The 16,842-nt window shown below is 40.7% G+C and carries 11 protein-coding genes; 5 read left to right on the forward strand and 6 right to left on the reverse strand.

The genetic code is table 11. The annotated features are described in order from the left end of the window. Positions 1–13 precede the first annotated feature (13 nt). Positions 14–1,972: a S9 family peptidase gene (locus tag AN389_RS12980; protein WP_055019973.1), complete on the forward strand. Its 1,959-nt coding sequence runs from the start codon at positions 14–16 to the stop codon at positions 1,970–1,972. Between the two features lie 49 nt (positions 1,973–2,021). Here AN389_RS12980 and AN389_RS12985 read toward each other — a convergent pair whose 3' ends face one another. From AN389_RS12985 to AN389_RS12995, 3 genes are all read right to left on the reverse strand, one after another. Next, positions 2,022–2,963 (reverse strand): tetratricopeptide repeat protein, encoded by a 942-nt coding sequence (locus AN389_RS12985; RefSeq protein WP_055019974.1) that lies wholly within the window; start codon positions 2,961–2,963, stop codon positions 2,022–2,024. Between the two features lie 93 nt (positions 2,964–3,056). Continuing rightward, positions 3,057–4,457 (reverse strand): M20/M25/M40 family metallo-hydrolase, encoded by a 1,401-nt coding sequence (locus AN389_RS12990; RefSeq protein WP_055019975.1) that lies wholly within the window; start codon positions 4,455–4,457, stop codon positions 3,057–3,059. Between the two features lie 151 nt (positions 4,458–4,608). Continuing rightward, positions 4,609–6,687, reverse strand: coding sequence for a TonB-dependent siderophore receptor (locus AN389_RS12995; RefSeq protein WP_055019976.1), 2,079 nt, complete (start codon positions 6,685–6,687; stop codon positions 4,609–4,611). 206 nt (positions 6,688–6,893) lie between these two features. Here AN389_RS12995 and dbpA point away from each other — a divergent pair, with 206 nt between their 5' ends. Next, positions 6,894–8,282, forward strand: a complete 1,389-nt coding sequence (gene dbpA, locus AN389_RS13000; RefSeq protein ID WP_055019977.1) for an ATP-dependent RNA helicase DbpA — start codon at positions 6,894–6,896, stop codon at positions 8,280–8,282. Here dbpA and AN389_RS13005 read toward each other — a convergent pair whose 3' ends face one another. Continuing rightward, complete coding sequence (locus tag AN389_RS13005; RefSeq protein ID WP_055019978.1) at positions 8,283–8,846, reverse strand: DNA-J related domain-containing protein; 564 nt, start codon at positions 8,844–8,846, stop codon at positions 8,283–8,285. A gap of 75 nt (positions 8,847–8,921) precedes the next feature. On the opposite strand from AN389_RS13005, the gene AN389_RS13010 reads away from it, so the two are divergent. Next, positions 8,922–11,738 (forward strand): tetratricopeptide repeat protein, encoded by a 2,817-nt coding sequence (locus AN389_RS13010; protein ID WP_055019979.1) that lies wholly within the window; start codon positions 8,922–8,924, stop codon positions 11,736–11,738. A gap of 163 nt (positions 11,739–11,901) precedes the next feature. On the opposite strand, the gene rho is transcribed toward AN389_RS13010, so the two are convergent. Next, entirely contained in the window at positions 11,902–13,161 is a 1,260-nt protein-coding gene (gene rho / locus AN389_RS13015) for a transcription termination factor Rho (protein WP_055015905.1), read from the reverse strand. Positions 13,162–13,343: 182 nt separating this feature from the next. Next, positions 13,344–13,670 carry a thioredoxin TrxA gene (trxA, locus tag AN389_RS13020; protein WP_055015906.1) on the reverse strand — a complete coding sequence of 109 codons (327 nt, stop codon included), beginning with the start codon at positions 13,668–13,670 and terminating at the stop codon, positions 13,344–13,346. A gap of 91 nt (positions 13,671–13,761) precedes the next feature. Between trxA and rhlB the strand changes: the two genes are divergently transcribed. Beyond that, positions 13,762–15,036: an ATP-dependent RNA helicase RhlB gene (gene rhlB, locus AN389_RS13025; protein WP_055015907.1), complete on the forward strand. Its 1,275-nt coding sequence runs from the start codon at positions 13,762–13,764 to the stop codon at positions 15,034–15,036. A gap of 44 nt (positions 15,037–15,080) precedes the next feature. Next, positions 15,081–16,574, forward strand: a complete 1,494-nt coding sequence (gppA, locus tag AN389_RS13030; RefSeq protein WP_055018218.1) for a guanosine-5'-triphosphate,3'-diphosphate diphosphatase — start codon at positions 15,081–15,083, stop codon at positions 16,572–16,574. The last annotated feature ends 268 nt before the right edge of the window (positions 16,575–16,842 follow it).

A 16,842-nucleotide genomic window follows, 5' to 3' on the forward strand; every position in this document is an offset into this window, starting at 1 on the left:
AAAAGGAACTTTAATGAATAAGTTTTTGGCTTGTCTGCCTTTATTGCTGGCCAGTATTTTTAGCTCTCATACTACAGCAAGTAACGACTTGGTACCGATAGAAAGCTTTAGTAAAGATATAGAGTTTGCAGGTGTGAAAATTTCACCTGATGGAAAATACTTAGCTGTAATTACTCGCCCTGAAGGAAAAAATGTATTAATGGTGCTAAGCACTGATACATTTAAAGTAAGTCATGCAATTAAGTTTCCTAATGATGCCCAGGTTGGCAATTATTATTGGGTTAACAATGAAAGAATTGTACTGGCTAAAGAGTACATTAAAGGCTGGAAAGATCATCCCGAATTTCATGGTGAGCTTTTTGGTGTAAATGCTGATGGTAGCCGAGGCAAATATTTAGTGGGTTACCAAGGTGAAATGCAAACAGGAACCCGTATAAAAAAAGCGACACCCATACTAGGTACTTCTTATGTACTAGACCCGCTTATTCATGATAGGCGTAAAATGCTGATCCTGACCTACCCATGGAGCGCTTCAAATGAGCCGCATACAATAGTTTATGAAGTTGATATTTACAGCGGAAAGCGAAAAAGAGTCACTCGCTCACCATCAAGAATGGCAGGCTTTTTAACAGATCATGATGGTAATGTGCGTGTTGCTGTTTCAAACGATGATTATATTAATCAAAAAATTTATACCCGTGAGAAGTCAGGTGGTGAATGGCAACAGCTTGATTTAGGAGAGTTAAAATACACTGATATTAGCCTTCATGCGTTTGATAGTACGGGTGCTTCTGTTTATGTTACAGCGTCAGAAAATGGCGAAGCAAAGGGGCTTTATAAACTAAATTTAGAGAGTAAAAAGTTTGAGCTTTTGCATAAAGAACCACAGGTCTCTCCAAAAAAAGTGTGGGTAGATGAAGTTTCTAAAGAATTATTCGCAATTGAAAATGAGCTTGGCTATCCTGCCTATTCCTTTATAAATAATTCACATAAAAGTGAGCGCTTAAAGGCATTAATACAATCCCTTCAAGGGCAGCAAGTTCAGCTTGTTAGTAGTACAGAAGATGGTGAGAAGAGTATTATCTTTGCGTCAAGCGATACTAACCCTGGCAGCTACTACTTGTTCGATGCCAAAAAGAATAGCTTACGCTTTTTGTTTGCGACTAAAAGCTGGATCAAGCCAAGTGAAATGGCTATAACCAAACCTGTAAATTATAAAGCGCGTGATGGCTTAACAATATACGGATATTTAACCATCCCTAATAATACTGATGAGAAAAACTTACCTTTAGTTGTTATGCCTCACGGTGGTCCTCATGGACCAAGAGATTGGTGGGGCTATGAGAGCGAAGCTCAGCTATTAGCCAGTAGAGGCATTGCAGTACTAAAAGTTAACTTTAGAGGCTCTGGTGGCTTTGGCCGCAACTTTGAACATGCCGGACATAAAAAATGGGGTGCTGAAATACAATACGACATTATTGACGGTGTAAAATACTTAATAGAGCAAGGCACTGTAAATAAAGATAATATTTGTATAATGGGCGCAAGTTTTGGTGGCTATTCGGCACTACAAAGTGCAATTTTAGAACCTGATATGTTTCAGTGTGCTATTGGTGTAGTTGGGGTGTACGATTTACCGCTAATGTTTGAAAAAGGCGATATCTCTGAACGAGACCGTGGACAGCGCTATCTTAAAAGCGCGCTTGGTACTGATGAGGCACTGTTAAAGCGTTTTTCACCTAGCTACAACATAGACAAGCTTAAAGCGCCAGTTTTAATTGTACATGGTGGGCAGGATGAAAGAGCACCTATTGAGCAAGCTGAGTCTTTAGTTGCAGCGCTAAAAAAAGAAAACCATCCTTACATATACGAGTTACTTGAAGATGAAGGGCATGGCTTTTATAAAGCAGAGCACAGAACGCGCTACTACAAGCAGGTACTTAACTTTTTAGATGAGCATATGACTTTCTAATTATAAGTATGAATGAAGATTGAAAATGGCCAGTTAAACTGGCCATTTTTTATTTGCAGTTTGCTTTATCGCACATTTCCTCTAATTCTATTTTCGCTTTGCTATTACCTTGCGCTATTGCCTGCTCATACCAATGTTTTGCTGTTTGTACATTTTGAGTCACGCCTTGTCCATCTCGGTACATTTGCGCAAGGTTGAGCTGCCCCCATTGCGAGCCGGCATTTGCGGCTAGAGTAAAACTCTCAAGCGCATCGCTATACTGTCCGTTTTTAAAATACGTAATGCCCTGTTGGTTATTTTTGTCGAGCTTTAAGCCTTTATATAGCGGTTTTGGTTTTGGCGGAAACATAACAAACCCACCATATAAACTGTTTGCTGAGGGGCGCAGTACGTCGTAAATCACCCCGTCGTTGTAAAGTCTTTTTACTTCGCTACGAGGTAAAGTAATTTTGTCATCTGAGAAGTAACCTCTTTGTACTAATAAGCTGGTACGCATTGCAGTAGTAATGCCTTTGTTGCGCTTATAGCTGTAGTTACTTACTTGAAACGTTATAAACTGCTCGTCAAAACTTAAAACTTGCGCAACTTTTAAGTTGGTGAGTGTCCATGGCTCATGAGTAAATTTATCAGCGTGTACTAAATACGTATCGTAGGCTTTAGGGTTAGTTAAGTAGCTTTGCTTTTGCGCTTGCGCTGCAGCGTGTTGTTGGTAAAAAAATAACCCCACCCATAACGCTAAAAGTACCCCTATAAAGTATTTAGGTAGAGTGAAAATTTCAAACATCGGTAACTGCTTTAATTTTACAGGCGCATTATGGCCGCATTGATAGCATTCGTATTTATAGTTTAGTGCTAAAGGCAAAACAGGAATAACCGTAAAGCGTAAAAAACGACTTTGGTTTATTAGATGATAGGCGCGGCTATGGCAGTTAGGGCAGCACTGTGTTTGTGCAAAATGAGGAAACGACTGACTCGTATTGAAAAGCAACATGCCCGCACACTCCTTGTTTTATTTAATTTATATAAAGGTAAAACAAGGAGTGCGTTTATTAAAGCGACAAACTGTAAGTAAGTATGTCAGTTATTAGTTAGTCTGCGCTTTCGGTTGAATTGTTGTTTTGGCATCTGCTGCCATTAACGCAAATACAGCATACGCAGCGGTATTTTGGCGCAGTTTAGCAGGCGTTACTTTATCGAGTGTGTCATCAGCTGTGTGATGGTAATCAAAGTAATCAGTGCCATCTTGGGCCAACTCAAATATAGGTGCCGACACCGCTTTTTTTAATGGGATTAAATCCGGCCCGCCGTTAGCCTGGTTTTTACCAATATACTCAATGTTTAACGCAGTCAGCTCTTTTGCTATGGCACGCACTACTGGCAGAGAAGCCGCATTAACATTTGACTCAAAACCATATACTACATCGGCGCCAAAGTCCGACTCAGCAGCTGCAACTATATTGTGTAAGTCACTTTTGTGTTGTGCAAAGTAAGCTTTTGCACCCCAAAGTCCAAGCTCTTCTGCTGCAAACAGTACAACACGAATACTACGTTTAGGGCGTTTAACATCGCTAATGTGTTTAGCCGCAGCCATTGTTAGCGCAACACCGGCACCATCATCTAATGCGCCAGTGCCTAAATCCCACGAGTCTAGGTGGCCGCCAATCAACACATATTGTTCTGGATTTTCGGTGCCATTAAATTGGCCTATAACGTTATAGCTTGTGCCTTCTCCTAGGCTTTGTGTTTGTACATTTATATTAACCGTTACCTTTTTGTTTAAGGCCACTAAGCGCGCTATTTGATCCGCATCCGGGTTGGCAATAGTTACGTTAGGTATTTTTTTAACCCCTTCTTTATAGTAACTACCGCCAGTGTGAGCAAAGCGATGGTGAGCTGTGCTCACTGAGCGCATCATGTAAGCGACCGCGCCTTTTTTCGCGGCCTCAATTGCGCCTGTGGCACGTGCTTTTACCGCAGGGCCGTAACCGTTGCCGTCTATGTCGCGGTTCATGCGGTAATTAATATAGGCAATTTTACCTTCTAAGCTATTTGCTGGTGCTGCAATTAGCTCATCCAATGTTTCAAACAGTACAACCGGTGCACTAATGCCATCATCGGGTGTGCTTACACTATTACCCAGCGCAGTTAAATGCAGAGGTTGCTCACTTGGGGTGAGTATTTTTCCGCTTTCGCTATAACGGCGCCATTTTGGAAATGTTGCTTCTTCAAGCCATACTTTATCAAAACCAAGTTCGTTAAATTTTGCTTTAGCCCATGCTACTGCTTTTTTATCGTTTTCAGTGCCGGGTAAGCGAGGGCCAACTTCTGTTGTGAGTGACTCGAGTAGCTCGTAGCTTAAATGGCTTTTAAGTGCAGCAGTGCGCACCTCATCAACCTGTTGTAATTGCATTGTGGTGAATTCTGCATTGTTTGCGCTAACGCTGAGGCTGCTAGTCATTAGTAGCGCTGTAATAATTTTTTTCATATAGAGTAAGCCTTTTTATAATTAAGTGTATTAGAGCACTTTTTAAAGGCTTTAAAAAATAGATGAGATGAATGCAGTGGTGTTTTTAATAGGCAGTAAAAAGCCCGCACAATTATTATTGTGCGGGCTTTATAAGTATAAGTTTTATAACTTAAAAGCTAAATTGAGCTGCTAGGCGTACATTTGTGCCTTCGCCCACGGTAACGTTGTTTAAGCCACCGCCGCCTAAGTAGTTTTCGTCTAATAGGTTTTCAATGTTTAAACGAAGGTTTACATCGGTTTTGCTTACTTTAAGTTTGTAAGTTGCACCTACATCTACTCGTGTGTAAGCATCTTTTACTACTGTGTTTGCACTATCGGCAAAGCGCTCACCTTCATAAAATGCACCGGCATTAAATGCAATGGTGTCGTTTAACTCATAGCGTGTCCAAAGTGATGCAGACCATTTAGGAGCATCAGTAGGGCGTTTACCTTGTAGGTCTTCGTCACGCTCAAAATTTGCATCTAAGTACATAGTTGATGCCATAACAAATAAGCGATCGGTAGCTGCACCTTGCGCGCTTAGCTCAAGCCCTTTATGGCGTTGCTCGCCTACTTGGTTTGTTTCAGAGGTAAATTCGCCCACTGGCACTTCAAGTGCTTCGGTTACTAAGGTGCCTTTTTTGCTAATATCAAATACAGCACCGCTTAACATTAGGCGGTCATCAAATAGTTGCCATTTAACACCAATCTCTTTTTGCTCAGAGGTAACAGCATCAAGCTTCATACCGTTGTTGATGTCAGTTTCGCTTACTAATGTATCGCTACCTTGTGGCTCAAAACCTTCTGAGTAGCTAGCATAAATAGTCGCAGAAGGGTTAGGGTGATAAAGCACACCTACTTTTGGTACGAACGACTCGTTATCTGCGCCTTCTCTATTTTGCTCATCGTAACGGCCACCTAATGATACTTGCCACTGTGGCGAGAAAGTAATTAAGTCTTGAACGTAAATACCGTAGTAGTCGTATTCAGTTTCGCTAATAGTATCATCTGATTTATAGCTTACTGTTGGGCGGCTTGGCTCGTTTTGGCCAGCGGCAAAATCAAAATACTCTGCTGATGTACGGCGTTGCCCGTAATAGTAATCTAGCGAGTTTGCACCAATTAAAAACTGATGTTGTAAACTACCGGTTTTAAATTCGCCAACAAAATCAATAAATGCGGTTTTAAACTGCCAATCGTCAAAACGGTCGTAAGGGCGTGACTCATAGCTATCGCCTTCTACGAATGTGCTTGGCTTACGAGGTGCAGACTCAAAACGCTGGCGCTCAAATGTTTGCTCGTTGTAACCAAGCTTAACTTGCCAGTGATCGTTTAAGTACACTTCAAGATCTACGCCTAAGTTTTCTACCGTTATGTCGGTAAACGCCCAAGACATATCGCGAATGGTTTTGTCATCGCCAATCACATTAGCGTTGTCATCTATCCAAGCACCTGTATCAAGGCCTGCTTCGTCGTCTGTGCGGTCGTAATGTACACGTACTAATGCGTTGTCGCTTAAATCGTAATCAACAATTACAGCACCTAAAAAACGGTCGCGTTCACGGTTTTCGCCGTTTTGGTATTCGCGCCAGTAATCAACATCTTGTTTTACTAAAATACCGCGTGCACGTAAATCTTCAGCGTCGGTAAGTGCACCAGCCGCGTCTAGCATAAAGCGGGTAGAGCCGTGTTGGTCTACATCTGCGCTGGCGTTAAATAATGTGGTTGCCGTAGGCTTTTTTGTCACCATGTTTATCAAGCCACCAGGGCCTGATTGTCCGTATAAAATACTTGATGGGCCTTTAATAACTTCTACTTGTTGTAGAATTTCAATCGGTTGCTGGTAGTGAGACCAATGTTGGTGTCCGTCACGTAAGTAGCCTGTCGATGAGCTAAGTTCAAAGCCGCGTAAGTTAAATACTTCACGGTTACGTTGTTGAGAGCCGGCAGTTAAACTTGCATCGTTAGTAAGCACTTCGCCAAGAGTGGTTGCTAATTGCTCGCTAATTATTGTATCGCTAATAACCGTTACTGATTGCGCTGTTTCTAACAATGACGCTGATGTTCTCATTGCTCCGTTGGCGTTGTCGACTTTGTAGTCGTTAAAATAACTACCTTTAACTTCAATTCGCTCTAAGTCAGTAGGGGCGGCAAAGGCGCTTGTGCTAATGGCACCAACAAGTGCTACGTACAGTGAGTTTAGTTTCATCAATTACATCCAGTGTTAGGGTGTTAAAATTTTTGGAGATCTTAATGAAAACTAGTATCATTTTCAACTCTTTTATTAACAAGATTTAACACATCGTAAAATAATGGTCATCGGGTATTAATGGTTGCCTTATCTGAATTCTGCTATTATACAGCTCATATTTTGGGGCTAAGCCCTGTGTTGTTTTTATTATTTTGGAATTAATTGTGACTTCTACTGCATTTTCATCTTTGGCTTTACCTGCTGGTTTAGTTGATAATTTATCAACACTTGGCTACTCGCAAATGACGCCTGTACAAGCGCAAAGCTTACCGCCGGTTTTGGCAGGTAAAGATATCATTGCGCAAGCAAAAACGGGTTCAGGTAAAACAGCTGCTTTTAGTTTAGGTGTGTTAGCTAAATTAAATGTAAAACGTTTTCGTATTCAATCGCTTGTACTTTGTCCTACGCGCGAGCTGGCTGAGCAAGTGGCAGTAGAAATGCGTAAACTTGCTCGTGGTATTCACAATATTAAAATTTTAACCTTGTGTGGCGGGGTTTCTATTGGCCCACAAATAGGCTCGCTTGAGCATGGCGCGCACATTATTGTGGGTACACCTGGGCGAGTGGACGATCATATTCGTAAAGGCACACTGCGTTTAGACGATGTTGAAACGCTGGTACTTGATGAGGCAGATCAAATGCTTGATATGGGTTTTCAAGATACCCTTGATGCCATTATTGAGCGCATACCGCAAAATCGTCAAACGTTGTTATTTAGTGCAACCTTTCCGCGTGCAATTGAAGCTATTGCAAAGCGCGTATTAAAAAATCCAGAGATGATAAAAGTAGAAGAAGAGCAAGAAAAAAGCACAATAAAGCAATACTTTTACAAAATGGATAACAACAAACAGCGTTACTCAACACTTAAATTATTACTACTTAAATTTACACCACAAAGCTGTGTTGTTTTTTGTAATACCAAGGTAGAAACACAACAAGTTTGTGATGATTTAGCAAGTGAAGGCTTTAGCGCAGTGGCGTTGCACGGTGATTTAGAGCAGCGTGATCGCGAACGTACGTTAATTCATTTTGCTAATAAAAGTGCCTCAATATTAGTTGCTACCGATGTTGCCGCGCGAGGCTTAGATATTGACGACATGGATATGGTAATAAATTACCACTTAGCACACGACCCACAAACCCATGTGCACCGTGTAGGGCGTACAGGCCGAGCGGGTAAAAAAGGCATTGCGTGCTCTATTTACGGTGAAGCTGAGCAGTTTAAAGTGGCGCAAATAGGCGACCATTACGAACGAGACTTTTTGCCAGAGCCAATGCCTGCTTTTAGTTTATTAGAAAAGCCGCCTTACAAGCCTGAAATGGTTACCCTAATGATCGACTCGGGCAAAAAGCAAAAAGTGCGCGCTGGTGATATTTTAGGTGCACTTACTGGCAAAGATGGTGTTGCAGGACGCCAAGTAGGTAAAATAAATGTACTCGATAACGTCGCCTTTGTAGCCGTTGAGCGCAATGCATCAAAACCTGCGCTACGTAAATTAACCGAGGGCAATATTAAAGGGCGTAAAATTCGTGCCCGTCGCCTTACCCGTTAATTACCTGTTTTGAGCAGCTAGCTTTAGCTGCTCATACTCGGCTCTTATTTGTCTAAATTTACATGCACTCCCTGTTTGCTTATCGGGATGATGTTTTAATGCCAATTGCCGCCAGCGCTTTTGTAGCATAGCCAGGCTAAAGTTTGGCGGTAATTGCCAAGCCTTAAGTAATGGCTCAATTTGCTCAACTGGTTGCTTTATTAGTGGGTTAAATTGCTGCCAAAAACTATCTAATAATGCCTCTATGTCTTTGGCACTGGTGTCGTAGTTTTCCCAGTTTAAATAGTAACTTTTTAAATGGGATTGCGTTGCTACATTGCTACTTGGCTCTACAAGTTCAATATGTAATGACGATATAATTAAGTGCTTGGGTAATAGCTGTGTTTGCAGCTCAAATAAAGCATTCATAATTAAAAAATTCTTTTTAAATAAATTTTGCTCAGGGTTTGCATCTAAAGGTGGTAACACCCCTTGTTGAGCGAGCGTTGCAGCTAAGGTATGAACTTTCCAAACACGCTGAGTTAAAAGTAACTCAAAAATCTCATCAATCAGGGGGTTAAGCATTGTTTGCGCTCGTTTTGTTGTGTATCTTCAATAAAGATTACACTGACTAAAGCTAAAGTTTGAAGGAATAATATTATGCTAGGCAAATTGAAGTGCCTTTTATTTGTTTTATGTTGTGTGTTCATACTGCCTAGCTTTGCTCAAAATAGTGTATCTTTATTTGATGAATTTAAAAAAGAGCAGCAGTGGGACGTAAAACTCACGCTCGGTAATGCACTGCTTGAAGCAAAAAATATAACAGAATCTCAAAAGGTCAGTGTGTATTCTGAACTTGCCGATTTAGCCTTCTCCTCAGATGATTTTGAAAATGCTCTGTTGTACTTTAAAAAATTAGAACAGCACACCTCCTCAAGTTACTTGCCAGATATGCATTTTAGAGCCATTAAAATGCAAGGTGTTGTGTTTTATTTTCAGGGGTATTTTCAGCAAGCTATTGTTGAATATAGCCGCGCCATGGTAATTGTTGAAAAAAACAATAAGCAAGTAGAGCTTGCAAACCTGCTTAGTAACATTGGTTTAGCTTACTTTGAAATGAATAATATGGAGCTGACGCTCGAATATTATTTAAAAGCAAAAGAGATTTATGAAAAAAAGGGCAGTGCGCAAGACCAAGCTGACATTTTGCTAAATATAGCAGGGGTGTACATTAGATTGTCGCGTTATGAAAGCGCCATTTTATTTTATAAAGAAGTACTTAAAGTATATCAAAAACTAGGTGATACCAGCGGTATAGCACAAGTTAACAATAATTTAGGCGTTGCTTACTACGAAAGTTCACAATTTGACTTAGCACTGCACTATTATCAGATGGCGTTACGTTACTATATTTCTACCAATGATTATAATAAGTTATCTACCCAATATACTAATTTAGCAAATATCAATTTAATTCTTAATAACGTGGATGTTGCTTACGAGCAGGCTAGATTGGGGGTACAAAATGCCCTTGAAATTGCGAATCACAGTTTAGAGCTTAACGCCTTACATGCACTAGCTAAAATACAATTTGTGAGAGGAGAGCTTGCTGATTCGCAAAAAAGCTTAGATAAAGCCACCGATTTGGCCACACAATATAATAGTGTGCGTATAAAGCGCGATGCTTTTGGCACGCGTTCGCTTTTAGAGGCTAGCAAAGGCAACTACGCTGAGGCATTAACGCTGCACGAAAAGTTTGTAGCAGAGCAGCGTGGTATAAACAGCGAAACAATCACCAGTGCTTTAGCAGTATTACAAAACCAATTTAAAGCCACTCAGTTAAACCAAGAAATTCAGAAGCTCAAGCAAGAACGAAAAGTACAGAAGTTAAAAATGAGCCAGCGCTCGCAGCTCACAGTTTTTATTTTTGTTTTATTATTTTTAGTGATTGTTACGGGCACCGCGCTTTATCGTCGGGGCGCCGAAAAGCGTGCCAAGCAGTTATTAAAGGAGCAAGTTGCGCAGCGTACGGCAGAGCTGCAAGCTATAGCTCAGGAGCTACGAGAAGCTAATGATGTTAAAAGCCAGTTTTTGGCAAATATTAGCCATGAAATTAGAACCCCGCTTACCGCTATTTTAGGCCAAACAGATGATTTAATTAATGGTTTGTACGAGCCTGAAAACCTACAAGATGAATTAAAAATAATTCAGCGACATAGTGATCATTTAAAAAGTTTAATTAATGATGTGCTTGATTTAAGCAAAATAGAAGCAAACAGATTAGAGCTTAATATTTCGTGCTTTGACATAGTGCAGCTAGTTAGCGATGTACATGCCATGTTTATTTCGCAGGCTAAAGCGAAGCATTTGCAAATTCGTTTTGATAACCATGTAGGTAATGCGTTTTATACCAAACTCGATTTAATGCGGGTAAAGCAAATACTCATCAATTTATGCGCTAACGCTGTTAAGTTTACTCAGGCTGGGCAGGTAGTTGTGTCTTTGAACAAAACTGAGCAAGGGCTTGTTTTTATAGTTAAAGACACCGGTATTGGTATGAATTCATCGCAGCTAAAACAAATATTTGAATGCTTTAGCCAAGCCGATAACAGTATTAGCCGTCGCTTTGGTGGCACTGGGTTGGGGCTTAGTTTGTCTCAACAGCTGGCCTCTATGATGGGAGGGTACATTAGCGTTCAAAGTGAGTTTAAACGCGGGAGCCAGTTTTCGCTGTTTTTACCTTGTGTAGAGGTTGAAAAAGAGCGAGATGAGTACGAACATGTAACCTCGTCTAAACAGGTTAAGCAGTTAACTGGTCGTGTAGTACTGGCTGAGGATCACCCCGACAACCGTAGACTCATAAGTCGTTATTTACGTTCTATGGGGCTTGAGGTTATAGCGGTAGAAAATGGTGAGCAAGCGGTTGAGAAGTGCCTTCAAATATACCCAGATTTAGTGCTACTGGATATACAAATGCCTATTATGGATGGCCGTGCTGCATTTTCATTATTGCAAAAGTGCGGCTTTCAAGCGCCTATTTTTGCTTTAACTGCCAATGCAATGAGTCATGAAGTCGATGATTATCTTGCGCTAGGCTTTACAGGGTATTTAGGTAAGCCGTTAGATAAAAACGCTTTTTATAACACGCTTGCTAAACATTTGGATGAAGCTGCTAAACAAGAGCTACCATATACAGCTCAGATAGATATGAGCGACTTAGTAACAAGTTTTAAGCAAAGCTTCACGTTTGAAAGCGAAACCATAAATCAGCATTATAGTAGTAATGACTTAGAGGCATTACAAAAAGACAGCCATCGCATTTTAGGGGCAGCGCAAATGTTTGCGTTAGACGATATTGCCAAGGCCGCTAAAAATCTCGATATGGCTTTACTCAATAAACAAAGCCAAAGTAAAGAACACATTCAAAAGCTTGTAGATGAATTACAGCGCGTACTTAAAAAATATAACGAAAGTTAATTATTCTAATCGTGTTAAGCTATTAGACATTTATAGCGACAGATAAGCTCAGTTAATACTTTATTTAGCATGCTAGAAAGGCTAAATATCTAAGTTGATTGGTATTGTCGTTTAAATATAAAAAAAGCGCCCTAGGCGCTTTTTTTATATAACGAAAACGCGCTTATTGGCGTTTCATCGAATCGAAGAATTCATCGTTCGTTTTGCTCATAGAAAGCTTATCAATTAAGAATTCCATAGCATCAATCTCTGACATTTCATGAACAATCTTGCGTAAAATCCATAGCTTTTGTAGCTCATCTGGTTTAGTAAGTAGTTCTTCACGACGCGTACCTGAGCGGTTAAAGTCGATGGCAGGGAATACACGCTTTTCAGCAATCTTACGGTTTAAGTGTAGTTCCATGTTACCGGTACCTTTAAACTCTTCGTAGATAACTTCATCCATTTTTGAGCCCGTGTCGATAAGTGCTGTAGCTATAATCGTTAAGCTACCGCCTTCTTCAACATTACGTGCAGCACCAAAGAAGCGCTTAGGCTTGTGCAGTGCATTAGCATCAACACCACCGGTAAGTACTTTACCTGATGAAGGGATAACTGTGTTGTAAGCACGTGCTAAACGGGTGATTGAATCCAATAAGATAACCACATCTTTTTTGTGCTCAACCAAACGTTTTGCTTTTTCAATCACCATTTCTGCAACTTGTACATGGCGAGAAGCTGGCTCATCAAACGTTGATGCAATAACCTCACCTTTAACAAGGCGTTGCATCTCGGTTACTTCCTCCGGACGCTCATCAATAAGTAAAACCATTAATGTAACATCTGGGTGATTGTGAGTAATTGATTGTGCAATGTTTTGCAGTAGCATTGTTTTACCCGCTTTAGGCGGTGCTACTAACAAACCACGTTGGCCACGGCCAATTGGTGATGCTAAATCAAGTACACGAGCGGTAATGTCTTCTTTACTGCCGTTACCGCGTTCCATACGAAAACGTTCGTTTGCATGTAGTGGGGTAAGGTTTTCAAAAAGGATTTTAGTGCGAGAGTTTTCAGGTTTATCAAAGTTAACTTCGTTTACTTTTAGTAAAGCAAAGTAACGTTCGCCGTCTTTAGGTGGGCGAATAAGACCTGAAATAGAATCGCCAGTACGCATGCTGAAACGGCGAATTTGGCTTGGAGATACATAAATATCATCTGGGCCAGCTAAGTAAGAGGCTTCTGATGATCTTAAAAAACCAAAACCATCTTGTAAAATCTCTAGTACACCGCCGCCGTAGATGTTCTCTCCGCCTTTGGCATGTGCTTTAAGAATGGCAAAAATGATATCTTGCTTTCTTAAGCGGGCTACGTTTTCGAGCCCCATGGACTCAGCTAAGTTTACAAGTTCTTTTATAGACTTGTCTTTTAATTCGCGTAAATGCATATTGGTGGGTTCTTTATTACAATTGTCATACTCAAAATCGCTTTGATAGTTGAGTGAGGTTTGTTGAATATAACTAAGGATTAGTTGGCTTTATAAACTAGCAGTTCACTGGCACAGCGTCCAGTCTTTATACAAAATAAACACAAAAAAAGGGCAAAAAAGCCCTTTTTTTTCATTTTTACTTAGATATTGTTTTCTAAGAACTCAATAAGTTGAGTTTTAGAAAGCGCACCAACTTTCGTTGCAGCTACTTGGCCATCTTTAAAAAGAAGTAGTGTAGGGATACCACGAATACCAAACTTAGGTGGTGTGCCTGCGTTTTGGTCAATGTTTAACTTAGCAACTGTTACACGGCTATCATACTCATCAGCCACTTCATTAAGGATAGGGGCGATCATTTTACACGGTCCGCACCACTCAGCCCAAAAATCTACTAGTACAGGCTTGTCTGATTGTAATACGTCAGCTTCAAAGCTATCGTCAGTAATTTGGATTATTTTCTCGCTCATTGCGCTCTCCGATTTAGTTAGGCGAAATATTTAGTGCGTATTTAAACACTCTTGTTTCTTATTGCAAGTTTAAACGTTATGCTTAAACGCTATGACTAAGACACATTTGACCGATAAAAAGTTTTCAGACTTTGCTATCGCACCGGAAGTGGTTGCCGGTTTAACCGAAAGTGGGTTTGAGTATTGCACACCCATTCAAGCAAAATGCCTACCTTTTATTTGTGACGGTCGCGATATCGCGGGCCAAGCACAAACGGGTACGGGCAAAACGTTGGCGTTTTTAACAGCCACGTGCCATCGGTTATTACAATCTAGCAAAGCACCTAGTAAACATCCAAGAGCCCTGATCATGGCCCCGACTCGGGAGCTTGCGATTCAGATACACAAAGATGCTAAAATTTTAGCGCCGCACTGTAATCTTAACTTAGGTTTAGTATATGGTGGCGAAGATTACGAAAAACAACGTGCACAATTAGAAAAAGGCGTTGATATTTTAATTGGTACTACAGGTCGACTAATCGATTTGTACAAGCAAGGCTGTTACACCCTTAACGAAATTGAGGTAGTTGTGCTTGATGAAGCCGATCGTATGTTCGATTTAGGCTTTATAAAAGATATTCGTTACATGTTCCGCCGTATGCCAGATACAGCAGATAGACTCAATTTATTATTTTCTGCCACGCTTTCTTATCGCGTGCAGGAGCTTGCCTTTGAACATATGACTAACCCTGAACACGTTCAAATCGAGCCAGATGTAAAAACAGGCAAGCGCATTAAAGAAGAGCTATTTCATCCTTCTCAAGAGGATAAAATTAAGCTGCTATTAACTTTAATTGAGGAAGAATGGCCGGATAAGGCCATCGTATTTGCCAATACCAAACACAGTTGTGAGACAGTATATGCTTGGTTAAAAGCCGATGGTCACCGTGTAGGTATGCTCACTGGTGATGTAAACCAGAAAAAACGCCAATCTATATTAGCGCAATTCACCAAAGGTGAATTAGACTTTTTAGTGGCAACTGATGTTGCAGCACGTGGGCTACATATCCCTGAGGTAAGTCATGTATTTAACTTTGACCTACCGGATGATTGTGAAGATTACGTTCACCGCATTGGTCGTACTGGTCGTGCCGGCGCATCAGGTCATGCAATTAGCTTTGCATGTGAACAGTATGCTTATAACTTACATGAAATAGAAGAGTATATAGAGCACAGCATTCCTTTATCACATTATGATAAAACCGCATTGCTAGATGATTTAACAAAGCCTACTATTCAAAGAAAGCGCAACTATTCTACAGGCCCACGTAATCGTAGTAATAACGGACGTCGCCCGAATAATAGTTACCAAAAAGGACGGTCGTAACTTGGCCGTTACTGTACGTAGTAGTAACTAGAGGTTTTTGAACGGTGGGGCAATTTAAACCGCAAAAAAATGTGTATGCAGTCATTGATTTAGGCTCAAATAGCTTTCATATGCTAATTGCTAAATCAATTGCTGGCGGCCTACAAACTATAGGCCGCGTTAAACGCAAAGTAAGATTAGCAGCAGGGCTTGATAGCGAAAATGTATTAAGCTCTGAGGCAATGCAGCGAGGTTGGGAGTGCCTTGCACTTTTTGCTGAGCGCCTACAGGACATTCCAAAACAAAATATCACCATAGTAGCAACTGCAACACTTCGACTTGCAACGAATGCCGATGTTTTCAAGGCGCATGCTGAGAAGATACTAGGCCATACGATAAATGTAATTAGTGGTGAGCTAGAAGCACGCACCATTTATAAAGGTGTAGCACACACCTCATCGTGTACTGGCAAACAACTTGTCATTGATATTGGTGGGGCAAGTACCGAAGTCGTTATAGGTAAAGGTTTTGAGGCACTGCACTATAAAAGCTTAAATATGGGATGTGTCACATACTTAGAGCGTTACTTTAAAGACTGTCAACTAAGTGAAGCAAACTTCAATGCCGCCATTAAAGCTGCCCATGAAGTGATTGACGAAATTGCGCCAGAGTATAAACAAGCAGGTTGGCAAATAGCATCAGGTGCCTCTGGTACGGTGCAAGCGATTCAAGAAATCATGGTCGCGCAGGACTTAGATGATCTACTTACATTAGAAAAGCTAAATAAAATAAAACAGCAATCGATAGCCTACAGTACGATTGCTGCACTTGACCTGCCTGGGTTAAGTGAAGAGCGCAGGTTAGTTTTTGTGTCGGGCCTTGCTATCTTAATAGCGTTATTTGAATCACTTGAAATTGAAAAAATGGGTTTGGCTGGCGGTGCACTTCGCGAAGGTGTACTTTACAGTATGGTACCTGAGCTTCATAACAACGATATCCGTAAACGTACAGTGGATGGGTTTATGGACCGGTATCATGTTGATCAAAAGCAAGCGAATCGAGTATCGAGCTTAGTTATTCAACTGGCAGAGCAGGTAGGTGAAAGCTGGCCGCTTGTTAGTGAAAATGCCTTGCCGCTTTTAAAAGCCGCAGCGCAACTTCACGAAATTGGTTTATTGATAGAGTATAAGCAATACCATAAGCACACAGCCTACATTATAGAAAATACCGATATGCCTGGTTTTTCACAATCCGAACATAAAGTGATTGCTGCAGTTGCAAGCGCACATCGTTCTGATATCCAAAAAGGTAGCTTCAACGTTCTAGGTGCGCATAGTACGCTTACCCAATACTTAGTTAGGCTACTAAGAATCGCCGTAATATTATCGATGCGCCGACAAGATGACGTACTTCCTAGAATAGAGTTATCTGTAGAAAAAGACACATTAGACTTAAAGTTTGCCAATAACTGGTTAAAAGAACACCCGCTTATGGCTAGTGAGCTACAACAAGAGTCAAAACTGCAAAGTAAACTCGGTTGGAAACTCATCGTAAACTAATATAAAAGGCCCGTAAGGGCCTTTTTAGTGTTTAAAGTAACCACTTTGCTTTAATTTCACGCGAACAGTCATTTATTTTAAGTTTTCTTCAAAAAAGGGTTGATCTGTTTTCGGATCTCCCTATAATGCGACCCCACTGAGACGGCAGAGCGCAACGCATAGCGATGAACGAGCTAATCAGTGAGTCGAGTAAAACTTCGTTTTAAAAACTTTCAAGTTTAACAAAATTAAGTGTTGACAAAAAAATAGGAAAGCGTAACATGCGCAG

The organism is Pseudoalteromonas sp. P1-7a (assembly GCF_001401855.1).
Taxonomy (GTDB): domain Bacteria; phylum Pseudomonadota; class Gammaproteobacteria; order Enterobacterales; family Alteromonadaceae; genus Pseudoalteromonas.